Here is a 22,548-nt window from a genome sequence, read left to right as displayed (position 1 = left end):
TCGTAGCGGCGGACGGCGCGAAACCCCATGAACCAGCGGCGTGACTTAGTACAGTGAACGCTGTACTGTTCGACGCGTGCTGAAGTGTGAAGTCCGGGAAGACGCCCTGGCCCGGCTGGGCAAAGCACTGGCCGACCCCACCCGCTGCCGCATCCTCGTCGCGCTGCTGGACGGGATCTGCTACCCGGCACAACTCGCCGACCACCTGGAGCTGACCCGCTCCAACGTGTCCAACCACCTGTCCTGCCTGCGCGGCTGCGGCCTGGTCGTGGCCACCTACGCAGGCCGCCAGGTCCACTACACCCTGGCCGACGCCCACCTCGCACGAGCACTACGCGAGCTGGTCAAAGTCGTGCTCGCCGTCGACACCGCCGAGCCCTGCCGCAACGACCACCGCGAGCAGGCACCAGCGGAGACGTCACGATGAGCACGGAGCCAGGACGGATCAACCTTCCCCTGACCGCCGCTGCTGCCACACCGGTGGACGGCTGCCGCGCCCCACTCACGGCGCTGGACCCGCAGCGACGCCTGACGCTCAACCGCCGGGTGCGGTTGCTGGTCGCCGCGACCATCACCTACAACGTCATCGAAGCGATCGTCGCCATCACCGCCGGGTCCATCGCCTCCTCCACCGCACTCATCGGCTTCGGCCTGGACTCCGTCATCGAGGTCGCCTCAGCGACCGCAGTGGCTTGGCAGTTCTCCGGCACCGATCCCGAGAGGCGCGAACGGACCGCGTTGAAGGTGATCGCGGTGTCGTTCTTCGCGCTCGCCGCCTACGTCACCGTCGAATCCGTGCGTTCCCTACTCGGCGCCGAGGACGCGGACCACTCCACGGTTGGCATCGTGCTCGCGGCCGTATCGCTGGTGGTCATGCCGTTCTTGTCGGCCGCGCAACGGCACGCCGGACGCGAGCTCGGCTCGGCCAGCGCCGTCGCCGATTCCAAGCAGACCTTGCTGTGCACTTACTTGTCCGGCGTGCTGCTGGTCGGCCTGCTGGTCAACTCGCTGTTCGGCTGGTCATGGGCCGACCCGATCGTCGCCCTCGTCATCGCCGGTGTCGCCGCGAAGGAAGGCCGCGCGGCCTGGCGTGGTCACCACTGCTGCTGATCTGCCGCCGACCATCGCCGACACCGGGTTCCACCCGTTGGACGGGGCACGCTTTCTGCGCGACACCAGCGCACCGGCGCGGTTGGCGAACCTGGTGGCGCACCATTCACTCGCTCGGACGGCATAGGACAGTCCGCGAACGGCTCACCCAGACCCGGCGTCACCGCGACCGCCGTCATCCGGCAGCCCTGGCGCTCCGGCCGCGGCGAACGAACAGATCGGTGCGGTGGACCGGACTTGGGGGCGGTTGCTGGCCTGCGGACTGGTCTGATCCTGACGCACCCGACTTCACCGCAGTGCTGACCGGGACGGGGTCAGCTTCGTGTGGGTACCGGCCGGTGACCGCCGTGTCGCCAGTTCGCCTGTCCCGAACGTTGTTGCGTGCCACCGGCAACCGCGGCTCGGTGCACGCACTCACTCCGCGCAGAGGTCCCGGTGCGCGGCCCTGGCAGCGAGGATCGGCAGGAAGCTCTGGAATCTGGCCTCACCGGCCAGCCTGCCGTACGCGGCGGAAACAGCCTGGCGAACCACCTGATAGTCCACCTCGTTCGCGCATCGACGCATGACCTCGGCCGCGGCCACGTCGAGTTGCGCTTCGACCTTGGCGTGCAGGTCGTGCGGATCGCGGACCAGGTGCCCGTCGAGAGTCGCGGCCACAACTCCTCCTTTTGGTCGATCCATCCGACAATGGGTTGCCCGCTGCCCAGCCCGGCGAAACGATTCCACCGCGCCGACGGGTCAGACCTTCTGCGCGGCTTCGTACACCGCCTTGGCCTCGTTGCCGAAGTACGTCCCGAACATCAAGAAGCTGATGATGCCGTACTTGAAGCTGTTCACGGAGTTCACCACACCCTTGCCGGTGGCCTCGTCGAACCTGAGGAACCAAGGACCGCCGCTCGCCCCGCCGGTCTGGTTGCACCGCATTCCGTGGTCGCGGGTCAACAGGATGTCGGTGAACGTCCCCCCGCTGCAGTAGATGAGTTTGGCGCCGTCGTAGGGCGGTTTCGCCGGGTAGCCGAACGAATGCATCCGCTGGTTGCGCGGCTCGTTGAACGCGATCTCCTGCGCGCCGACCACGTCGGTGAGATTCTTGCCGTCCACCTGGTTGACCACGGCGACGCCCATGTCGAAGTTGAGTTCCTCTTTCGCTGTCCACTGCGGCGTGGCCTGCAACTGCTTCGCGGGCCACTTGCCGTGCGGAGCGTTGCCGTCGACGTAGCCGGGAACGAACACCCAGTCCGGGTGCCAGTTCCCCTTCATCCGCACACAGTGCCCGGCGGTGACCACCACGCTCTTGTTCGCGCTCGTCACCGCCGCACCACTGCACGAGGCCTGCTTGCCCTCGAAGGTGAAGAACACTCGCCCCACCGTCTTGACGACCTCTCCCCCGGCCGTCCACGGGCCACCGTGCTGGTCACCCGCCTGCGCCGCCTGCGGTGTCAGCCACGCCGTCGGCAGCTGCTGCCCGGCCGGGAGGTTCATCTCCATCGGCACGGCGTCACGCATTCGCCCTGGAGTCCAGTACTCCGTCACCGCGGCGGCGGATTCCGGGGTGTCCGCCGCCTGGTGCGTCGTCGCGACAGGGCCACCAACGGGACCCGCGTGCACGGGAACGACCGCGAGAGTCAGCGACACGACGCCTGCCGCCGCACCGGCCAGCCATCGCCACGATCGTGACCGCCACATGGTGAACTCCTCTGCATCCGTTGTCGCACAGGGACACTCATCGACTACCCGGGGTTGTCGAGTCCAAACTCGACAAGTCACAGCGACGAATCGATGTGCTTGGCCAGTTCGGCCGGTGACGGGTGCGCCCAGACGTCCGCCGGAGTGACCGCGATGCCGAGGTCGACGTGCAGCTTCCTGGTGAGCGCGACGGCGAGCAGCGAGTCCAGTCCGAGGTCGGTGAACTTCGCGTGTGCCGCGACGGTTGAGGGCTGGGCACCGAGCAGCGCCGCGAGGCTGTGTACCACCGCGTCCCGCACCATGCTGGCCCGTGCCGGTCCTGGTTGTTCGAGACGCAACTCGAGCGTCGATGTCGCTGCGCGGTCGACGGCCTCACCGGTACGCAGGTCCGCCAGCAGCGGGTGGTCCAGCGCATGCGGGAAGGCCCGGAACAGCAACTCGGGTTGGTAGTCGAACACGCCGACATTCACCCGTTGGTGGCGCAGCAGCGCGGTCAGCGCGGCGAACCCGTCGGCCGTCGCGATCGTGTCGAACCCGCGCGCGGCGAAGTCCGTCGCACGGCCCGCTTCTCCCCAGGCGCCCCAGTCCACCGACAGGGTGGCCAGTCCCTGGTCGTGACGCCATCGCGCGAAGGCGTCCACCCACGAACCGGCTGCGGCGTAGTTGGCCTGTCCGGCGTTGCCCAGCATGGCCGACATGGAGGAGAAGACGACAAGCCAGTCCAGTGGGATGTCTTGCACGGCGTGGTGGAGGTTCAGCAGGCCGGTGACCTTCGGGTGCCACGCACGGGCCAGCTTGTCCGGGCTCATGGCGTTCAGCGGTGCGTCGTCGAGCACCACGGCGGTGTGCAGGATGCCCCGCAGGTTCGCGCCTGCCGCCGAGACCAAGCGCCGGGCCGTGTCCGGGTCAGTCACGTCACCCCGCACAACCTCCACCGCGCACCCGGTTGCCGCGACAGCGTCGAGCACATCGGCGGCGTCAGGCGTGAGTTCACTGCGGCCTCCGAGAACGACGCGACCTGCACCGGATTCGGCCAGCCACCGCGCTGCTTCGAGGCCCAACCCCCGCGTGCCGCCGGTGACGATGTAGGCGGCTCCTTCGCGTACCACCTGCCCCGGAGTGGGTGCGTGCACGCGGATCCGCTGTCCGACCGGTGGGAAAGTGAGGGTCACACGGCCGATGAGGTCGCCGGAAGCCAACTGCTTGAACGCCTCCGACGCATCGGTCACCGGAACCACCACGCTGGGCAACAAGGGCAGCCTGCCGTCCGCGATCTCAGCCAGCACTCGTCGCATCGCCGCTCGGAACACCGCTGGTTGCTCGTTCGCGGTGAGCACCAAGTCCAGGGCGGTGTAGGTGTTGCCGTGCCGGAACTTCCCGAGGTCCATGCGTGCGCCGTCGTACAGGTCGCGTTTGCCGATCTCGATGAAGCGTCCAGCCGGGGCGAGCAGATCCAGCGACGCTCGCATGGCCGGTCCGGTCAGCGAGTTGAGCACGACGTCGACACCGCGTCCGCCGGTGGCCGCCGACACCTGTTCGGCGAAATCCAGGCTGCGGGAGTCGAACACGTGCCGCACACCGTGCTCGCGCAGGTGCCTGCGCTTGGCCTCGGTCCCGGCGGTGCCGATGACCTCGGCCCCGAGCAGCCGGGCGACCTCGATCGCGGCGAGTCCGGTGCCCCCGGCCGCAGAGTGCACCAGCACAGTCTCGCCCGCCCGCAGCCGTGCGAGGTCGTGCAGCGAATGCCACGCAGTGATGTACGTCAGCACTGAGGGGACGATGTCCACCGCGGCGAAGCCGTCGGGAACGCGTGCGGTCAGATCGGCTCGGACCAGGCAGTGCGCGGCCATCGACCCGCTACCGTCGGTGATCACGGTGGTGACCCTGTCACCAGGTCGCAGGTCGTCGACGCCGTCACCGACCGCCACGACCACGCCTGCGGCGTCCGAGCCGAGCGCGGGCGGTGTCCCGTCGTCGGTCGGGTAGATGCCCAGCGCGATCAGGATCTCGCGGAAGTGCACCGTGCACGCTTCCGGGCGCACCAGCACCTGGCCGGGTCCCGGCACGGGCGGCGGCTGATCGGTCGCGACCAGGTGCAGTTGGTCCAGGCCGCCGTCCGGGTGGGGCCGCAGGACGAACTCGTCCTCGCCGACGACCACGTCGATCTCGCGGGCCGACCGCGGCGGCCTGCTCGCCAGTGGCGCCCGGGTCATCCTGGCCACGTAGCGCTGCCCCGCCCGCCAGGCCACCTCCGTCTCGGCAGTGCCTGCGGTCAGCTCCGCGACGATATCGGCCACGTCCCCGGCTGTGCCACCGCCGCTGTCGACCCAGGTCATCGCCGACTCGGGTTGTTCGATGGCGGCCACGCGCAGCAGCCCGCGCAGCGCGCACACTCCCGGGTTGGTCCTATCGCCGTCGAGCACTGGCCTCGCGTTCTGGCTGAGCAACCACGTCCGGGACGGTTGTCCCGCGGCACGGAGTAGCGTGGTCACCTTGGTGACCCGGTCCAAGTCGTCCAGGTCTCCCGTCGCGCACCACACGACCGCGCCTGCGCACGCCGGAACAGCCGAGAGATCAGTGTGGACCGTGACTCGCGTGCCAGCCTTGGACAGCGCCGCCGCCACGCGCTCGGCGACACCGTCATCGTCGCCTGGTTCCCTGACCACGACCCATTCGCCGGTTGTGCCTGTGGTCGGCTGTTCCGGCAAGGGAAGCTGGCGCAAGGAGATCTCGAACAACCGGTGGTCGAGTCGCGTATTGGTGTTCATGGTCCGGGTGTTGCGGATAAGGGTGACGTCGTAGAGCGCGCCGACCCATTGCCCGGCCTCGTCGTAGAGGGCGGCGCTCCCGGTTACGGCGGCCCCCTCGCGTCTCGCTTCGGAGCGAACCCACGCGACGCGGCCGGGCTCGGCGGGCAGCACCACCTTGCCGATCCCGGTGGGCAACCACGGCTCATCGCTGTCATCGAGGGCATCGTCACGGACCAGGCAGGCCGCGACGGACAACACCCACCCGTCGAACATCACCGGGTGCACGTGGGGTGCGCTGGTCCGGATCGCCGCGTCGGCGGGCACCTCGACCCGGGTGATCCCGTCGTCGGTGGTGGCGGTGATCGAGTGGAAGGCCGGGCCGGTGTCCAGTCCGATCCGGCGGAACGACGCGTACAACTCGTCAGGCGCCGCGACGTTCTCAGGTGGGTGTAGTGCCGGGTTGAGGTCGACCGGTCCTTCGAACCGGGCGGCCGTCGCTGCCGCCGCTCGGTCCCATCCGCTGCCGGTGTGCTGGATGACCTCGACCGCCAGCCGACCACCGCTCCGCGTGGCCGAGACCTGGACGGGCACGGCGGCGGCCAGCGGCAACATCCGCTCGAACCGCACGTCGGTCAGGCGGATCTCGTCCAGCGCACAGCCCAGGACCGCTGCGGAGGCGGCCACGATCAACTCGACATGTGCGGCGCCGGGCACCAACGGGATGCCACGCATGGTGTGCTGCGCCAGCCATTCGACACGGTCGGTGCCCAGATCAGCGGGCCATACGTGCCGCGTGCCGTCCTCGGCGTCGGCATCCGGCACGGCCGAGCACTCGCCCAGCCACATGTGCGCCGTCGCGTCCCGTGGCCCGTACCCGGGCTCTTGCCAGTAGCTGGACCGGTCGAACGCCGTGGGCGGCAACACCACCCGTGTTCCACCGCCGTTGACGGCGACGAGATCCACCGGCGCGCCGACCACGTGCAGCGCGGCGGCCGCCCGGCACACCGCCGCACGCCCGTTCTGGTCGCGGGTCAGCGAGCCTGTGGTCACCACCGGCACTCCCATCGCCGACGCGGTCTCCTCCACGGCCTGAGTCAGCAACGGGTGCGGCGACAGCTCCAGGAAGACGCGGTGCCCGTCCTCGATCAGCGCCCGGCACGCCCGGTCGAAGCGCACCGGCGCGCGCAGGTTCCGAGCCCAGTACTTGTTGTCGAAGGTCACGGTCTCGCGCGGATCCCCCGCGGTGGAGTAGAACGGCGTCGTCGCCGGTGTCCCCTTCAGCCACGACGTCCGGTCGGCGATCTCGGTCAGGATCGGGTCGACCTGGGGCGAGTGCGCGGCGACCACCACGGCGATCTGCTTGCAGAACACGCCGCGGTCCTGCCAGCGGCGCAGTAGGTCCGCCACAACCGGGCCGTCACCAGCGACGACCGTGGACGCCGGTGCTGTCACCACGGCGACGGACACGCCGTCGACGTCGGCGATCTCGGCGTCGACCTGCTCGACCGGGAGCGCGACGACCGCCATGCAGCCGCCCGCGACCCGTTGCAGCAGCGATGAACGGGCCAGCGTGATCCGCATGCCGTCCTCGGGTGTCAGCATGCCCGCCGCGACGGCGGCCGCGGCCTCCCCCATCGAATGACCCACCACCGCGGCCGGACGCAGGCCCCAGTCCCGCCACATCCGCGCGAGCGCCGTCTGCACCGCGAAGATCACCGGCTGGACCACGTCCATCCGCTCCAGGTTCTCGCCGGACGCCAGCAGTCGCCGCACGGGCACGCCCGCGTCCGACGCGACGGCATCGAGCCGGTCGATCATGCGGGTGAACGCGGGTTCCTGGTCGAGGAGGTCGCGCGCCATGCCGGGCCATTGCGAGCCGTGCCCGGAGAACACCCACACCGGCATGCCGGGACCGGTTGTCGGTCCGGTGACGACGTCCGGGTGGTCCTGCCGGTCGGCCACCGAGCGCAGAGCGCTCACCAGTTCTGCACGGCCGGATGCCACGACACAGGCTCGTGTGGACAGATGACTGCGGTGCGCGGCAAGGGTGCGCGCCACATCGGCCGCGGGGTCACGTGTGGCCTCCACGTGACTGGCCAGGCGGCGCGCCGTGGCAGCCAGTCCGCCAGTGGACGCGGCCGACACCGGGAACACCATCGCCTGATCGCTGAAAGCCCATGGGCGCCGGGATGGTGCCAGCGTCTGCGGCGCCTGTTCGACGATGGCGTGGGCGTTCGCCCCTGTGACACCGAACGCGGACACACCTGCGCGACGGGGGCGGCCGGAGTTGTCCCACGGCATGGTGGCGGTGGGTACGACGAACCGGGTCCCGTCGGTGTCGATCACGGGATTCCACCGGGTGAAGTGCAGATTCGCCGGGATGGTGCCCCGCTGGACCGCCAGCGCGGCCTTGATCAGCCCGAGCACACCGGCCGCGCTCTCCGGGTGGCCGATGTTGGTCTTGAGCGAGCCCAGCACGCACGGACCACCGGATTTGCCGTACGCGTCGGTTAACGCGGCGAACTCGATCGGATCCCCCACTGGGGTACCGCTGCCGTGCGCCTCCACATACCCGACATCGTGGGGCGTGACTCCTGCCGCGCGCATGGCCGCCATGATGACGGCGTGCTGCGCACCGCGAGATGGTTGGGTGATGCCCTGCACCCGTCCCGCGTGGTTGATGGCCGTCCCGGTGATCACCGCCAACACGTGGTCACCGTCGCGCTGGGCGTCGGTCAACCGCTTCAACGCCACCATCCCGCAGCCCTCCCCGCGCACGAAACCGTCCGCGCTCTCGTCGAAGGCCGCGCACCGCCCACGCGTGGACAACGCCCCCGCCCTGGCGAAACCGATGAGGCCACCCCATTCCAGCTGCACGGTGACACCGCCCGCTAGCGCGAGATCAGACTCTCCATTGTGGAGGGAACGACATGCGAGGTGCACAGCCATCAGCGACGAGGCGCAGGCGCCGTCCACCGCCAACGACGGCCCGTTGACGTCGAGGATGTAGGAGATCCGGCCCGGCGCGCCCGACGCGACCGCCGAGATGCCGTGGTGGACGTCGAAGTCCGCCAGCTTGAACCGCCTGGCGTAGTCGGCCCCCGAGATGCCGATGAACACGCCGGTCCGCGACCCCGCCAGCGAACGCGGCGGCACCCCCGCGTCTTCCAGTGTCTCCCACATGGTCTCCAGCAACAACCGGTGTTGCGGGTCGACACTCGCCGCCTCACGAGCGGGCACGCCGAAGAAGCCCGGATCGAACAGGTCGATGTCGTCGAGGAAGGAACCGCTGCGCAGGGCAGCCGCGTTCGCCAGATCGGCGGGAACCACCCGCTCGCGGTCGGACCACCGCCTGCCGGGGTCGCTGCCGCGCACGACATCACGCCGGTCCAGAAGCAGTTGCCAAAGCTCCTGCGCCGAGGTCACTCCGCCGGGAGCCCGGCACGCCGTTCCGATGATCGCGACCGGAGTCTGTCTGCCGGTAGCCGAATCCTCGTCCATGCTGTGGTTCCTTTCCGATTTAGTCCTGAGTAGACATAGATGAAGAGTCCGACCGCGTTGAGCGCCACGCGCGCGACCGGGTTGCCGAGCAGCGCGGGGATCGTGGGGTCACCGCCGAGATACGAGTCGACCCTGCGCCACACCGGCGGGCAGGCGGTCAGCGCGGTGTGGACCACGCCGGGACGTTTTGGTGAAGACGTCCATGATCCTGCGAGACGCACGCATCTCGGTGTCGAGATCGGAGCGCAACACCTGGGTGTAGGTCCCGACCGCCCGCGCGCGGATGTTGTCGCCCGTGTCGTGCAGCGGCGTGCGATTCGCAAAGCCATGGCGCTTCAGGAACTCCCGCATGTACGCCCTGGTAGCGTCGCCTTGTCCGCGGGCAGCGACCACACCAGCCGTGCAGACGCCGTCCTTGGGGAAGACCCAGCCGAACGAGCCGGGCAGCGGTCCCCAGTCCGGCGGGCAGGAACGCCTGCGAGCACCCGATCAGTCCGCCGCCACAGGTCTTGTACCGCGGCACGGCGGCGCGTTCCAGCAACAACACGTCACACCCGGCCTCCGCCGCCACCCGGGCCGCGGTGGCCCCGGCCGGACCGGCACCCACGACCACCACGTCCCATAGCTGTCCGCCGAACCGGCCCGTTGTCATCCGATCACCGTTCCTTCGATGCGATTTCCGGGCAGGGTGAGACGCCCTCCGGGGTCTTGGTGTCGAGTCCGCCCGTGATCCGGGCGGCGCCGCCGCACATTCGGCGAACCGCTCGAACGTAACAACGAAGCAGGACGGCACACAGGCCCGGCAACCGGGTTAATTCCACGGGGCAGCCGAGTCGTCCTATTCAGAATCCAAACATCACCTTGCGTGATGGTGTCCGGATCGGAATCCGCGAGCGTCGCGAACGCCGCCGACGCACCCGGAACGAGGTACCCGCCTCACCTGTCCGAGCGAGCCCGGCCGTGACCGGGCGCTCAGGTCATCGGCATCGGCGCACAGCACTTTCTCCTTTTGGAGCAACACGATGCGTGCGACTGATCTGTCCACTTAGGGTGAAGTCACTCGTTCCGATTCACGGGAGACACCATGACGACCACAGATCTGGATTTCGGCGCACCGCCGTTCTACTGCCCCATCCCGCCTGCCATTCACCCGGCGGTGGACGAGGTGCGGCGCCAGGCCATCGAATGGATCGACCAGACCGGACTGTGCCGGACAGAGCGAGACCGGATGCGGGCGATCGCGACCAACAGTGCCGAGTTCTACGGGAGGTTCTCGCCATCGGCTCCGGTCGACGGCCTACTGGTCGCGGTGCTGTGGGTCTACTGGGGCTTCCTCTTCGACGACGCCTGTTGTGACAGTGGACCGCTCAGCGCGGATCCCGCGAAGTTCGTGGCCATCGCGGCGAGTTGCACCGGTCGATGACGGCGTCCACTCCCCCGGCGGAACCATTCACCAAGGCCCTGCACGACATCATGACGCGGATGCGGGCCTGCGCCACGCCCACCCAGGTGCAGCGCTTCATCGACGCGCACCGGCATTGGCTGTACTGCGTGGCATGGCAGATCGGCAACCGGGCCCGAGACCGGATGCCCGCTGTGGACGAGTACCTCGCCATGCGACTGGGCAGCGCGGGCGGGCCGCCTACCATCGCGCTCCTGGAAATCGCCCACGGCAAGGAAGTGCCCGCGACCGAGAGGGATTCGCCCGCATGCGTACGCGGACCGGCCTCGGTCACACCGAGGTGCAGCGGGTAGTCGCACTGCTGCGCCAGTTGCCGGTACGCGTGCACCATCACGACCGGCGCCGGGCTTTTCGGTGGGACGGCGGGGGTCCCGGCCGGACTCCGGCTGCTGACCGGCGCCCAACCGGCCGTCACCCCCGCGGCCGACCGAGTGGTCGCGTCTCTCGGCGCTGTCCGGGGATGGCGGCGCCGAGCGGTCGGGTTCGTCGACTACGACCTGATCAGCGGCCCAGCCGGACTGTTGCTCGCGCATTCGGTCGGTGGCCCGCCAGGACGCCACCAGCACACCGCCGCGCTCGTGGCGCACCTCGCCGACCTCGGTTCCCAGCCAGACAAGTTGCGGATCGGCGCACACGAAGGGCATCCGCTGGCGTCATGGACACAAGGAGGCATTGTCACCGGGCTGGCACACGGTGTGGCGGGTGTGGTGACCGACCGCAAGGGCATCGCCACGTGGCCGCGATGCGACACCGGCACCGACTGCCCGCCCCGGCAGGCCTGGTGTTACGGCAATCCCGGTGTCAGTTGGGCACTGTGGACAGCCGGTCAGGCCATGGCACGAGCGGGTCTGAGCGCGGGACAGGCGTTGTGCGACACCGCGGTGGCCGCCTTCCGGACGTTGTGCGACGGTTTCGACCCAGGCTTCCACCTCGACGTCCACCCCTTCAGCGTCTGTCACGGAGCCGCAGGGGTAATGCTCGTCGCCGACGCCTTCGCCCGGCACGCCGCGGTTCCGCAGGCGGCAGTGCTGCGCGACCGGCTGGCCGAGTGGTTGTGGAGCGATCTCGACGACCTGCGGCGGCTGGCCGAGTCCGACATGAGCCTGTTGACAGGCGCGTGCGGTGTGCTCGCCGCCTTGTTGACCGTCAACGGCGCGAACCGGGACTGGTTGCGCTGCTTGGCTTTGTCCTGAACGCCACGGCATGGTCCGGGAGGTGATCGTGCACGGTGAACCGCGTCCGTTGCGGGTGGTGAAGCTGCACAAGGCGTTCCGCAACCGCACTGTGCTCAGCGGGTGGAGTTCGAACTGCGCCCCGGTGAGTTGTTCGGGATCATCGGCGAGAACGGCACGGGGAAGTCGACACTGCTGCTTGTGCTGGCAGGAGAACTGCCCGCCGATCGCGGCGACGTGACCGCGTGACACCTTCAACTACCACACAGGTCGCAGCTCGCCTCGCGCAAGAAGGGACTTACGCCTGTCCCGTCACATCTCCTCCATAGTGGCCAAGGCGATGAGCTCATCGACGGCAGCGGCGGGACCACCCGCGCGGCGCTGGCGTTGCACGCCCGTCCCGCGAACCAACACCCCGCGCACCAGGTCACGAACCTCGACGTACGGCCGCACGAGGTCGATCAGCTCGGTCAGCAGGTACCGCGCCGGCACTTGCCGACCGGACCGCAGGTCGATCGCGGGCCCTTCCATGCCGTACCGGGACGCTGTCCACACTGCCGCCGCCCGAAGGTGCTCCGGCAACGGTGGCGCTTCTTTGCCCGACGCCAGTTCCGTCAGCGCGTGTTGGACAAGGCCGTCGGTGAGCAAGGTTTGGAGCACGGCCTCGTCCGCTGTGGCGACCGCGTCAGCCACGCGGACCTCCACAGTCGGGTATCGCGGTGACGGGCGGGCGAGCCAGAAGTTCATGGACTCGTCCACAAGCACGCCGCAGTCCACGAGCTGGGCCAGCGCGGTGTCGTAGTCGGCCGCGGAGGAGAACCACGGCGTGAGGCCGTTGCCGGGCAGGAGCGACTGCTGAACTGTGCGCCAACTGGCGTAGCCGGTGTCCCGGCCGTGATCGAACGGCGAGTTCGCCGACAGGGCCAACAACGACGGCAACCAGAACGCCAGGTGGTTGATCACAGCGACCGCTGTGTCCCGATCGGACAGTCCGATGTGTACGTGGCAGCCGGAGACCTGGTAGTCGCGCATGACCCGCGCGTAGGTCGCCGTGATCCGGTGGTACCGTTCGCCTTCGGTGACAGCGACATCCGGGCCGGAGAGCACCGCCGTCCCGGCGGAGACCAGGGCCAGGCCCTCCTCCCGCGCCGCCGCGGCCAGCACAGCACGTCCGGCGACGAGCTGACGACGGACCTCGGCCGCCGACATGCACACGCCGGTCGCGAACTCCACCTGGCTGTTGAGCAACTCGTGGTGCACATGGGCACCAGTGGGCAACCGCGTTCGGTCGACGCGTTTGATGACGGTGTCCGCCCGGCTCACTGTCTTGCGTGAACCCACGTCCACCAGCAGGAACTCTTCTTCGACACCACACGTCACAGAGGGACGATACCCCGGTTCGGCAGTGGCACACCCTCAGATCCGGCGCGGGCGATCCGACGGTGGCCACACGTACGGCAGGTCATCGGGTATACCAGGGAAATGCGGGCGGTAGTGCACGGGATCCTTGCGGACCAACGCGGACTGGTGACTGGCGTGGAACGCGGGGTTCCCCAGCCACGGCGGCAGTTCGTCGGCGGCGCCAAGGGCCTCCTGACCGCGGACGTCGACCAGGCCGACGGTGTGCCGGAGATCGTTCAGCAGTGTGGCGGCGCAGGTGTCCTGGCGACCGGCCGCGCACCACTGCGCGCAGATGTCCAGTCCGTACCTGGTGAGCGCCTCCTCGTAGCCCGCCCACATGGACGCCGCTGGGTGGTGCCGCCACCCGTAGCCCACAACCGTGAGCGCCCGAAGCACCTGGATGGTCTCGACACGTTGTTTGCCCAACCTCCGTGCGTCGAGCACAGCCGCAGTGGCACGGAAGTCGGCGAACGGAAGGAAGGTCTGCATCGCCAGTTCTACCCGACCACCCGCACTGTCACGTGATCGGTTGCCCGCCGGTGACCCCCAGCACCTCGCCGGTGACGTAGCTGGATTCCTGCGAGGCGAAGTACACGTAGGCCGGTGCCAGTTCCGCAGGCTGCGCCGCTCGGCCGAGCGGTGACTGAGCGCCGAACGAGTCCACTTTGTCCGCAGGCATGGTCGCCGGGATCAGGGGTGTCCACACCGGACCGGGAGCGACCGAGTTGACCCGGATGCCCTTGCCGATCAGGTCGGCTGAGAGGCCCTTGGTGAAGTTCACGATCCCCGCCTTGGTGGTGGCGTAGTCCAGCAGGTGCGCCGAGGGCTGGAACGCCTGGATCGAGGAGGTGTTGATGATCGTCGCGCCCGGTCGCATGTGCGGCACCGCCGCCTTGCACATCCAGAACAAGGCGTACAGGTTCGTCCTCATCACCCGGTCGAACTGCTCGGTGCTGATCTCGAGCAGGCCGCCGTCCTGCGACATCTGGTACGCGGCGTTGTTCACCAGCACGTCGATCCGGCCGAATTCGGCGACCGCCCGCTCGACGACCCGATGGCATTGCTCCTCCGCGCGGATGTCACCCGGTACCAGCACCGCCTGCCTGCCCGCCTCGCGCACCAGTTCCGCGGTCTGGTCGGCGTCGTCCCGCTCTTCCTCCAAATAGGACAGCAGAACGTCCGCGCCCTCCCTGGCGAAGGCCAGCGCGACCGCCCGGCCGATCCCCGAGTCGCCACCCGTGATGACGGCCTTGCGGTCCACCAGTCGGCCACTGCCCCGGTAGGACTCCTCACCGTGATCCGGGCGCGGCCCCATCCGCTCCCCCGTGCCCGGGTGGCCTTGTTCCTGCGCCTGCTGACTGTCTGGCCGGAAGTACTGCGACCTCGGGTCCTGCTGCGCGTACTGGTCCTTGGTCATCTCGGTTCCACGCTCCCGGGGTGAGTTGCTGACGGACCGGCCCTGACCACAAGTGCGCAGCAACGGCAAAGTTCGGTTCTCGGCTGCGTGTTCAACCGCACTGGCCCACATATCCGACCTGCCTCACAGTACGGCGGGTCGGTGGCGACCGCAAACGCTACCCCGGTCACCACGTGAGGGCACCACCCGAGGAGGTCGGCTTCCGCGACCACGACACCATGGTGTACTGGGACAACAGGCGGATCACTTCGGGTTTGCCGGTGGTTTCACCGGGCATTCACCCGGATACAGCACAAGGCATCGGGCCAAGGCGTGCCCGGTGTTCACGCAAGCATTCCGTTCGTCTACCAAGGACTGATCATGGCATCGCGTCGCAAGTCCGCTCGCAACGGTTCCACGCCCAGCACTGAGCCGCAGACCGAGGTCGTGCCCGAGAACGCGTTGCGTCAGGAAGGCGAGTTCCTGACCACGGCCCAAGGGTTGCGCCTGCCGGACACCGACCACTCGTTGAAGGCCGGGCAACGCGGGCCCACCCTGCTGGAGGACTTCCACCTCCGGGAGAAGATCACGCACTTCGACCACGAGCGCATCCCCGAACGGGTGGTGCACGCTCGCGGAGCCGCCGCACACGGCGTGTTCGAGTCCTACGGCACCGCCAAGGACGTGACCAAAGCGCACTTCCTCGCGGAGAAGGGGCGGCAGACCCAGGTCTTCGTCCGCTTCTCCACAGTGCTGGGCTCGCGTGGTTCGGCCGACACGGTTCGTGACACGCGGGGCTTCGCGGTGAAGTTCCACACCGAGGAAGGCACGTTCGACCTGGTCGGCAACAACATCCCGGTGTTCTTCATCCAGGACGGGATCAAGTTCCCCGACATCATCCACGCGGGCAAGCCGCACCCGGATCGGGAGATCCCGCAGGCCCAGTCCGCGCACGACACGTTCTGGGACTTCGTCTCCCTGCACACCGAGGCCACCCACCACGTGATGTGGGCCATGAGCGACAGGGGGATCCCGCGGTCGTACCGGACGATGGAGGGCTTCGGGGTGCACGCCTTCCGCCTCGTCGCCGACTCCGGGGAGACCAGCCTGGTGAAGTTCCACTGGAAGCCGGTCGCCGGTATCCACTCGCTGGTGTGGGAGGAGGCCCAGATCGCCGCGGGAGTCGATCCGGACTTCCACCGCCGAGACCTGGCCGACAGCATCGACGCGGGTGCCTTCCCCGAGTACGAGCTGGGCATCCAGGTCCTGCCGGACGACGGCAGCGACAGCTTCGACGGCATCGACCTGCTCGACCCGACCAAGATCGTGCCGGAGGAGGTGGCGCCGGTACGGCTGATCGGCAAACTCACGCTGAACCGCAACCCGACCAACTACTTCGCCGAGACCGAACAGGTCGCCTTCCACACCGGCCACCTCGTGCCCGGAATCGAGGTCACCAACGATCCGCTGATGCAGGCGCGGCTGTTCTCCTACCTCGACACCCAGCTGACCAGGCTGGGCGGCCCGAACTTCGCCCAGTTGCCGATCAACCGGCCGCGGTGCCCGGTCAACGACATGTTCCGCGACGGCATGCACCAGCACGCCGTGCACCCGGGCACGGCTCCGTACCGCCCCAACAGCATCGACGCCTGCCTTCCCCGGCCCGCGCCCGCCGAGGACCACGGCTACGTGCAGGTTCCCCGGCCGATCGAGGGCCCCGCGGTGCGGGCCAATCCCGTCTCGTTCGACGACCACTTCTCCCAGGCCACGATGTTCTACCGCAGCCTCAGCCCGGTCGAACGGGTCCACCTGGTCGAGGCGTTCACGTTCGAGCTGGGCAAGTGCTACGAGCAGGCGATCAAGGAGCGCGAACTGCTCGTCCTGTCCATGGTGGACGCGGACCTGTGCGAACAGGTCGCGGCCGGGCTGGGTCTGCCCGCACCGGAGGGTGAACCGGCCAACGACGTCACGCCGTCGCCCGCGCTGTCCCAGGTGATCACGAGCCCCGGCCCCATCGCGGGCCGCAAGATCGGCGTGGTCGCCAGTGCGGACGCGGACATGGCCGGAATCACCGCGCTCCGCGCCGAGGCGACGCAGCTCGGGGCGGTCGTGCAGGTCATCGCTCCTGTCGGTGGTCTCCTCGGCCGTGGCCGTACCCAGCAGATCGTTGAACGGACGCTGTTGACCGCCCGTTCGATCGAGTTCGACGCCGTCGTGGTCGCCGGTGCCACGGCACCGACCAACGACGTCAAACTCGTGCTGCTGTTGCAGGAGGCGTTCCGGCACTGCAAGGCCATCGGCGCCTGGGGCACTGGACAGGACATCCTGCGGGCCGCCGGAATCGTTCTCGACGCCCCTGGCGTGGTGCTCGGCAAGAAGGTGGACGACGACTTCACCGCGTCCTTGGTCACCGCGCTGGGGCTGCACCGCGCATGGGATCGCGCCGAACTGGTCATGGCGTCGGCTGTCCCACCCGCCGGCTAGGCCCCCGACCGACGCGCGACCGATGTCCGGAACCCAACTGGGAGCAGGCCGACGGTGTGAGTGGCGCCAGTCAGGGTATCCATCGGAGGAAGAAGGGAGTTCTCATGTCTACGCGCGTAGCTGCACGGTGGGCCGTCACGGCGGTCGGCCTGTTTTTCGTCGTCCTCGCCATCGCGGGGTTCGCGTCGATCAGCGACGAGACGACGGTCGGGGGGAACCTGCGTGGTGGGAACGAAGCCGACCTGCTGTGGGGTCTGTTCAGCGTCAACACCGTGCTGAACTTCATCCACCTCCTGTTCGGAGCGCTCACGATCGTGGCAGGGACTGTCGTCACCCGGACGAGGATGCTCGTGTGGACGATGGCGGGCGCTTTCGCCGCGGTCCTGATCTACGACATCGTGTCGCTCTCGGTGCGAACCGGCACGGACCCGTTGGCCATCAACCAGGCCGATGTGTGGCTGCACGCGATCGCAGCCGTCGTTCTCGCGGTGTTGGCCATCACGGCGGCCAAGGCCGCACACCCACATCGACCGGTCCGCACGGCCTCCGCTCCAACTGCCTCGCGTCCGTCACCCGGATGAGCATGTGCGACGACCAGTCGGCTGACTGTTCAACCAACCGGTCGCCTATGGCGGACATTCCCTGCGCGTCGCGTGGTTACACCCCGTTGCGGATAACGATGCGTGTTCGAGGGATTCCGCCGCGATTCGGTGGAATTGGCGTCGTACCGGGTACGCGGTGCGCATGACAGTCGAACGCGTTGTCGTCATAGGCGCCACCGGAAACGTCGGCACCAGCGTGATACGGAAACTGACCGAGGATCCCGGCGTAATGTCGGTGGTCGGGGTCGCCCGTCGCATACCGGACTGGACTCTGCCGAAACTCACCTGGGCGTCGGCGGACGTCCGGACGGACGACCTGAACGGGATCCTGCGCGGCGCGGATGTGGTCATCCACTTGGCGTGGCTGTTCCAGCCGACGCACCGACCCGAAGTCACCTGGGCGAACAACGTCGAGGGCAGCATCCGGGTGTTCCGGGCCGTCGCCGACGCCGGTGTCCCCGCGCTGGTCCACGCGTCCTCGGTCGGCGCCTATTCGCCGGGGCCGAAGGATCGCCCGGTCGACGAGAGTTGGCCGACGCACGGGTGGCCCGGCGCCGCGTACCCGAGGGAGAAAGCCTATTTGGAGAGGGTGCTCGACGCTTTCGAGACCAGCCACCCTTCGATCAGGGTCGTGCGGATGCGTCCCGCGTTCCTGTTCCAGCGCGGTGCCGCCAGCCAGCAGCGCCGGTTGTTCGCCGGTCCGTTCCTGCCCCACCGGCTGGTCCGGCCGAGCTTGATCGCTGTCGTCCCCGATCTTCCCGGGCTGGTCTTCCAGGCGTTGCACACACAGGACGCTGCTGAGGCATATCGGCTGGCCGCTGTCGGGGACGTACGCGGTCCGTTCAACCTCGCGGCCGATCCTGTGGTGGACGCGCGACTGCTCGCGGAGTACCTCCGTGCGCAGGTGCTCCGGATCCCCGCATGGCCCGTGCGCGTCGCGCTGGCCACGGCATGGCGGCTGCACATCGTCCCCGCCAGCCCTGGCCTGTTCGACACTGTGCTGCGCGTGCCGGTGATGGACACGAGTCGCGCCCGCAGCGAGTTGGGCTGGACACCCCGCCACAGCGCGAAGGACGCGGTCGACGAGTTCATGCAAGGGCTTCGCCAGGGCGCGGGTTCGCCGACCGCTCCTCTGGCTCCCCGGCTGGACGGCGGCAGGCTGGCCGAGATCAGGACAGGCGTCGGCGAGAAGCCCTGATGTTTCACCTCCGCTCCACCGGGTAGGGACGCCCCGAAAGAACGATCAGCGAGAGGAACCAAGTGACGGCCAGGGACGGTATCGGGCAGCCGTGGGGCACAAGGACTCCCTACGCTCGTGGAGAACGCTGGCCGGTGCGCGTCGACAGTCACTTCGCGGACGGTGTGCACCCCGGCGAAGTGGACGCTTGGGTGCGTACGGCCGCAGTGCTGCACTCCAACGGCGACGGGATGGACCTCGCTGTGCGCGACGGCCGCGTCGTGGGGGTGCGGGGCCGGGCCGACGATCGCGTCAACCACGGCAGGCTGGACCCGAAGGACCTGTTCGCCTGGCAAGCCAACCACTCCCCCGATCGCCTGACCGTTCCCCGGGTACGCCAGGACGGCGTACTGGTCGAGGCCACGTGGGACGACGCGATGGGGCGCATCGTCGATCACAGCAAGGCCCTGCTGGACGACCAGGGCCCCGGCGCGCTGGGCTTCTACACCAGCGGTCAACTCTTCGCCGAGGAGTACTACACCCTCGCGGCGATCGCGCACGGCGCGATCGGGACCAGTCACCTCGACGGCAACACGCGTTTGTGCACCGCGACAGCGGCGGAGGCGCTCAAGGAGTCCTTCGGCTGCGACGGTCAGCCCGCTTCGTACACCGACGTGGACCACGCCGACGTCATCGCCCTGTTCGGGCACAACGTCGCGGAGACGCAAGCGGTGCTGTGGGACCGGATCCTCGATCGGCTGGCCGGGCCGAATCCCCCGGCGTTGCTCTGCGTCGACCCCCGTGACACGCCGGTCGCCCGAGCGTCCGCGGTCCACCTCGCACCGCTGCCCGGCACGAACGTGGCGCTGATGAACAGCCTCCTGCACGAGGTGATCGAGCATGGCCGGGTCGATCACGACTACGTCCACCGGTACACCATCGGTTTCGACGAGCTCGTCCGGCAGGTCGCCGGTTACCCACCGGACCGTGTCGCGCCCGTCTGCGGGATATCCGCCGGTGAGATCCGCGAAGCCGCGACGCTGCTGGGGCAGGCAGACCGTCTGCTGTGCACTGTTCTGCAGGGCTTCTACCAGTCGCATCAGGCCACCGCGGCGGCGGTACAGGTGAACAACCTGAACCTGATCCGGGGCATGATCGGGCGGCCGGGTGCCGGTGTGCTGCAGATGAACGGCCAGCCGACCGCTCAGAACACCCGCGAGTGCGGCGCCGACGGAGATCTCACCGGATTCCGCAACTGGGCCAACGAAACGCATGTCGCCGACCTCGCACGGCTGTGGAACCTCGCCCCGGGCTGGATCCCGCACGACGGACCGCCCACCCACGCGATGGAAATGCTGCGTCTCGCCGAGAACGGGAAGATCCGGATGCTGTGGGTGTCCGCGACGAATCCGGCGGTGTCGTTGCCCGAACTGCGCCGCGTACGCTCCATCCTCGGCCAGGAACGGCTTTTCCTCGTCGTGCAGGACTGCTTCATGACCGAGACGGCCGAACTCGCGGACGTGGTGCTGCCCGCGGCCATGTGGGGCGAGAAGACCGGGACGTTCACCAACGCCGACCGCACGGTGCACCTGTCCGACAAGGCGGTGGCCCCGCCCGGGGGCGCGCGGCCCGACTTGGACATCTTCATCGACTACGCCCGTCGCATGGGCTTCCGCGACAAGGACGGCAACCCGTTCCCACCGTGGAACGACCCCGAATCGGCCTTCGACGCATGGAAAGCAGCGTCGGAAGGACGACCATGCGACTACTCGGGCTTGAGCTACGACCAGCTCCGCACGGTCGGCGGGATTCAATGGCCGTGCGACGCGCAGCACCCTGACGGCACCGAACGGTTGTACGTCGACGGGCACTTCCCCGCACAACCGGACTACTGCGAAAGCTACGGCCGCGACCTGACCACTGGCGACCCCGTCGACGCCGACCGGTACCGGGCGATGAACCCCCACGGCAAGGCCATGATCAAGGCGGCCGAGTACCTGCCCGCGCGTGAGGCAGCGACCGACGAGTACCCGTTCATGCTGATCACCGGCCGCACGCTCTACCACTTCCACACCCGCACCAAGACCGGACGTGTCCCGCAACTGGTCAAGGCGGCCCCGGAAGTGTGGGCCGAGATCTCCGAGAAGGACGCCGACCAGCTCGGGATCGCCGAAGGCGACCTCACCGAGATCCGCAGTCCCCGCGCGACTGTGCACGCACGGGCTCGCGTCTGCCGGATCCGCGAAGGTGTGGTTTTCCTGCCGTTCCACTACGGCTACTGGGACACCGGCGATCCGAGCGGGCGCGACGGGCAGCGCGCCGCCAACGAGCTCACACCGACCGAGTGGGATCCCGCGTCCAAGCAGCCCCTGTTCAAAACCGGCGCGGCGGCCGTTCGCCGACTGGCCCCGTGCGACGGACCATCCTCCGCCCCGACCACCACGGCATCGGCGCCGACCTCCCCCGGTGTTCCCGCTACCGAGGGCGGCTCCCACGCTGATGTCGATGAGTCGTGACCGCGCGGAACGCTCGCGAGTAGGGCCGGTTCGACGTTGCTGATCTACGCTGCCGCGGGCGCGGCCATGTTGGCGGCGGCGCTGTTGCCCCGGCTGCTGGGCAAGGCGCCGTTCTCCATGCCGATGGTGTTCCTCGCTGTCGGGGCGGTGTCGTTCGGCACCATCGCGTCGCTGCCCGACCCGGATCCGGTCCGGTACGCGTCGGTGACGCAGCACCTCACCGAACTGTGCGTGATCATCTCGCTGATGGGTGCCGGGCTCGCCCTCAACCGGCCGGTCGGTCTGCGCCGGTGGGCGACGACGTGGCGATTGCTGGCCATCGCGATGCCCGTGTCGATGATCGCGGTGGGTGTGCTCGGTTGGGCGGTGCTCGGGTTGGGCCTCGCGGCCGCCGTCCTGCTCGCGGCTGTGCTCGCGCCGACTGATCCCGTTCTGGCGACGGAGGTCCAGGTCGCGGAGCCCGCCGACAGCGAGGACGACGACGAGAACGACGACGACGAGACCCGGCACGCCCTGACCGCCGAGGCGGGGCTGAACGACGGTTTGGCGTTCCCGTTCGTCTACGCCGCTATTGCTTTGACTGCCGCTCAGGCGGATTGGGTGTGGACCTGGTTGGCCGTCGACGTGCTGTGGCGGCTGGCTGTCGGCGTCGTGTGCGGACTGCTGATCGGGTGGCTGCTCGGGAAGTTGTTCTTCTCCGCGCCGTCGACGAAGTTCCGGCTCGCCGAGCACGCCGAGGGGTTCGTCGCACTCGCCGCGACGTTCCTGACCTTCGGCTTGACCGAACTCGCCGAAGGGTACGGCTTCGTCGCCGTTTTCGTGTGCGGCTGCACCATTCGCGCGGCGGAACGGTCCCACGGCTACCACCGTGTGCTGCACCAGTACATCGAGCAGACCGAGCGGATGCTGACCGTGGTGGTCATCTTCCTGCTCGGTGGCGCCGCCGCGACCGGCCTGCTCGCCGGTGTCACCTGGCAGGAGATCCTCGTTGCCGCAGCGGTCCTGCTGGTCGTCCGACCGCTCGCCGGGCTGATCGCCTTGACCGGTCGCCGAACCGGGCCACGGGAACGAGCCGTGATCTCGTTCTTCGGTGTCCGGGGCGTGGGCTCGCTGTTCTACCTCACCTACGCGCTGCAGGCCGGGGAGTTCGGCGATCCGCGCGCGCTCTGGCGGATCGTGGCCATCGTGGTGATCGGATCCATCGTCCTGCATGGAATCACGGCCTCGCCGTCCATGCGGTTCCTGGACAGAAGCAGGGGCCGTACCCCGTGAACGTGCCCCTGCCTGGCAG

At 68.7% G+C, this 22,548-nt stretch carries 18 protein-coding genes and 1 pseudogene; 11 read left to right on the top strand and 8 right to left on the bottom strand.

The window, feature by feature from the left end; genetic code table 11:
- The first annotated feature begins 76 nt into the window (after window positions 1-76).
- On the top strand, window positions 77-427 hold the full coding sequence (gene cmtR, locus ALI144C_RS37045) for a Cd(II)/Pb(II)-sensing metalloregulatory transcriptional regulator CmtR (protein WP_076991869.1): 351 nt from the start codon (window positions 77-79) through the stop codon (window positions 425-427).
- Window positions 424-1,110, top strand: coding sequence for a cation transporter (locus ALI144C_RS37040; protein ID WP_076991868.1), 687 nt, complete (start codon window positions 424-426; stop codon window positions 1,108-1,110). Before cmtR ends, ALI144C_RS37040 begins: the two co-directional genes overlap by 4 nt.
- Window positions 1,111-1,524: 414 nt before the next feature.
- On the opposite strand, the gene ALI144C_RS37030 is transcribed toward ALI144C_RS37040, so the two are convergent.
- The 4 genes from ALI144C_RS37030 to ALI144C_RS37015 all read right to left on the bottom strand — a co-directional run bounded on the left by ALI144C_RS37030 (window position 1,525) and on the right by ALI144C_RS37015 (window position 9,699).
- Window positions 1,525-1,767: a three-helix bundle dimerization domain-containing protein gene (locus ALI144C_RS37030; RefSeq protein ID WP_076991867.1), complete on the bottom strand. Its 243-nt coding sequence runs from the start codon at window positions 1,765-1,767 to the stop codon at window positions 1,525-1,527.
- An 81-nt stretch (window positions 1,768-1,848) separates the two neighbouring features.
- Window positions 1,849-2,796: a trypsin-like serine peptidase gene (locus tag ALI144C_RS37025; protein WP_076991866.1), complete on the bottom strand. Its 948-nt coding sequence runs from the start codon at window positions 2,794-2,796 to the stop codon at window positions 1,849-1,851.
- A 77-nt stretch (window positions 2,797-2,873) separates the two neighbouring features.
- The gene (locus ALI144C_RS37020; protein WP_083753716.1) at window positions 2,874-9,047 is read right to left on the bottom strand and encodes a type I polyketide synthase; all 6,174 of its coding nucleotides are present in this window, start codon (window positions 9,045-9,047) and stop codon (window positions 2,874-2,876) included.
- A gap of 157 nt (window positions 9,048-9,204) precedes the next feature.
- On the bottom strand, window positions 9,205-9,699 hold the full coding sequence (locus ALI144C_RS37015) for an FAD-dependent oxidoreductase (RefSeq protein ID WP_076991865.1): 495 nt from the start codon (window positions 9,697-9,699) through the stop codon (window positions 9,205-9,207).
- A 432-nt stretch (window positions 9,700-10,131) separates the two neighbouring features.
- On the opposite strand from ALI144C_RS37015, the gene ALI144C_RS37010 reads away from it, so the two are divergent.
- Entirely contained in the window at window positions 10,132-10,470 is a 339-nt protein-coding gene (locus ALI144C_RS37010) for a hypothetical protein (RefSeq protein ID WP_076991864.1), read from the top strand.
- Entirely contained in the window at window positions 10,467-10,802 is a 336-nt protein-coding gene (locus tag ALI144C_RS55910) for a terpene synthase family protein (protein ID WP_168211425.1), read from the top strand. The genes ALI144C_RS37010 and ALI144C_RS55910 overlap by 4 nt, the downstream gene beginning before the upstream one ends.
- On the opposite strand, the pseudogene ALI144C_RS37005 reads toward ALI144C_RS55910, so the two are convergent.
- A pseudogene (locus ALI144C_RS37005) lies at window positions 10,766-10,849 on the bottom strand (flavodoxin-dependent (E)-4-hydroxy-3-methylbut-2-enyl-diphosphate synthase); the annotation flags it as partial. The gene ALI144C_RS55910 and the pseudogene ALI144C_RS37005 overlap by 37 nt on opposite strands.
- A 91-nt stretch (window positions 10,850-10,940) precedes the next feature.
- On the opposite strand from ALI144C_RS37005, the gene ALI144C_RS37000 reads away from it, so the two are divergent.
- Both ALI144C_RS37000 and ALI144C_RS36995 read left to right on the top strand, forming a co-directional pair.
- Entirely contained in the window at window positions 10,941-11,702 is a 762-nt protein-coding gene (locus tag ALI144C_RS37000; protein ID WP_076991863.1) for a lanthionine synthetase LanC family protein, read from the top strand.
- A 102-nt stretch (window positions 11,703-11,804) separates the two neighbouring features.
- Window positions 11,805-11,930: an ATP-binding cassette domain-containing protein gene (locus tag ALI144C_RS36995; protein ID WP_083753715.1), complete on the top strand. Its 126-nt coding sequence runs from the start codon at window positions 11,805-11,807 to the stop codon at window positions 11,928-11,930.
- 63 nt (window positions 11,931-11,993) lie between these two features.
- Here ALI144C_RS36995 and ALI144C_RS36990 read toward each other — a convergent pair whose 3' ends face one another.
- The 3 genes from ALI144C_RS36990 to ALI144C_RS36980 are packed head-to-tail and all read right to left on the bottom strand — an operon-like array spanning window position 11,994 to window position 14,499.
- Entirely contained in the window at window positions 11,994-13,061 is a 1,068-nt protein-coding gene (locus tag ALI144C_RS36990; protein WP_076991862.1) for a carboxylate-amine ligase, read from the bottom strand.
- A gap of 36 nt (window positions 13,062-13,097) precedes the next feature.
- Window positions 13,098-13,571, bottom strand: a complete 474-nt coding sequence (locus ALI144C_RS36985; protein ID WP_076991861.1) for an MSMEG_6728 family protein — start codon at window positions 13,569-13,571, stop codon at window positions 13,098-13,100.
- A gap of 28 nt (window positions 13,572-13,599) precedes the next feature.
- Window positions 13,600-14,499, bottom strand: a complete 900-nt coding sequence (locus tag ALI144C_RS36980; RefSeq protein WP_076991860.1) for an SDR family oxidoreductase — start codon at window positions 14,497-14,499, stop codon at window positions 13,600-13,602.
- 360 nt (window positions 14,500-14,859) lie between these two features.
- Between ALI144C_RS36980 and ALI144C_RS36975 the strand changes: the two genes are divergently transcribed.
- The 5 genes from ALI144C_RS36975 to ALI144C_RS36955 all read left to right on the top strand — a co-directional run bounded on the left by ALI144C_RS36975 (window position 14,860) and on the right by ALI144C_RS36955 (window position 22,529).
- The gene (locus ALI144C_RS36975) at window positions 14,860-16,962 is read left to right on the top strand and encodes a catalase (protein WP_076991859.1); all 2,103 of its coding nucleotides are present in this window, start codon (window positions 14,860-14,862) and stop codon (window positions 16,960-16,962) included.
- 104 nt (window positions 16,963-17,066) lie between these two features.
- On the top strand, window positions 17,067-17,543 hold the full coding sequence (locus ALI144C_RS36970) for a DUF4383 domain-containing protein (protein ID WP_076991858.1): 477 nt from the start codon (window positions 17,067-17,069) through the stop codon (window positions 17,541-17,543).
- Window positions 17,544-17,706: 163 nt separating this feature from the next.
- On the top strand, window positions 17,707-18,762 hold the full coding sequence (locus tag ALI144C_RS36965; RefSeq protein ID WP_076991857.1) for an NAD-dependent epimerase/dehydratase family protein: 1,056 nt from the start codon (window positions 17,707-17,709) through the stop codon (window positions 18,760-18,762).
- A 134-nt stretch (window positions 18,763-18,896) separates the two neighbouring features.
- Entirely contained in the window at window positions 18,897-21,257 is a 2,361-nt protein-coding gene (locus ALI144C_RS36960) for a molybdopterin oxidoreductase family protein (protein ID WP_202819143.1), read from the top strand.
- A 36-nt stretch (window positions 21,258-21,293) separates the two neighbouring features.
- Entirely contained in the window at window positions 21,294-22,529 is a 1,236-nt protein-coding gene (locus ALI144C_RS36955) for a cation:proton antiporter (protein ID WP_237774497.1), read from the top strand.
- Window positions 22,530-22,548 lie beyond the last annotated feature (19 nt).

Source organism: Actinosynnema sp. ALI-1.44, assembly GCF_001984155.1.
In the GTDB taxonomy this organism is placed as follows: domain Bacteria; phylum Actinomycetota; class Actinomycetes; order Mycobacteriales; family Pseudonocardiaceae; genus Kibdelosporangium.
The sequence above is the reverse complement of the archived record's forward strand: the minus strand, read 5'-3'. Positions and strand labels throughout refer to the sequence as shown.

What these genes read in the sequence shown, in the direction of transcription:
- ALI144C_RS37020 (WP_083753716.1), bottom strand. Translation starts at nt 9,047, where the DNA reads ATGGACGAGGATTCGGCTACCGGCAGACAGACTCCGGTCGCGATCATC.
- ALI144C_RS37010 (WP_076991864.1), top strand. Translation starts at nt 10,132, where the DNA reads ATGACGACCACAGATCTGGATTTCGGCGCACCGCCGTTCTACTGCCCC.
- ALI144C_RS55910 (WP_168211425.1), top strand. Translation starts at nt 10,467, where the DNA reads ATGACGGCGTCCACTCCCCCGGCGGAACCATTCACCAAGGCCCTGCAC.
- ALI144C_RS36970 (WP_076991858.1), top strand. Translation starts at nt 17,067, where the DNA reads ATGTCTACGCGCGTAGCTGCACGGTGGGCCGTCACGGCGGTCGGCCTG.
- ALI144C_RS37025 (WP_076991866.1), bottom strand. Translation starts at nt 2,796, where the DNA reads ATGTGGCGGTCACGATCGTGGCGATGGCTGGCCGGTGCGGCGGCAGGC.
- ALI144C_RS36975 (WP_076991859.1), top strand. Translation starts at nt 14,860, where the DNA reads ATGGCATCGCGTCGCAAGTCCGCTCGCAACGGTTCCACGCCCAGCACT.
- ALI144C_RS37040 (WP_076991868.1), top strand. Translation starts at nt 424, where the DNA reads ATGAGCACGGAGCCAGGACGGATCAACCTTCCCCTGACCGCCGCTGCT.
- ALI144C_RS36965 (WP_076991857.1), top strand. Translation starts at nt 17,707, where the DNA reads ATGACAGTCGAACGCGTTGTCGTCATAGGCGCCACCGGAAACGTCGGC.
- ALI144C_RS36985 (WP_076991861.1), bottom strand. Translation starts at nt 13,571, where the DNA reads ATGCAGACCTTCCTTCCGTTCGCCGACTTCCGTGCCACTGCGGCTGTG.
- ALI144C_RS37015 (WP_076991865.1), bottom strand. Translation starts at nt 9,699, where the DNA reads ATGACAACGGGCCGGTTCGGCGGACAGCTATGGGACGTGGTGGTCGTG.
- ALI144C_RS36980 (WP_076991860.1), bottom strand. Translation starts at nt 14,499, where the DNA reads ATGACCAAGGACCAGTACGCGCAGCAGGACCCGAGGTCGCAGTACTTC.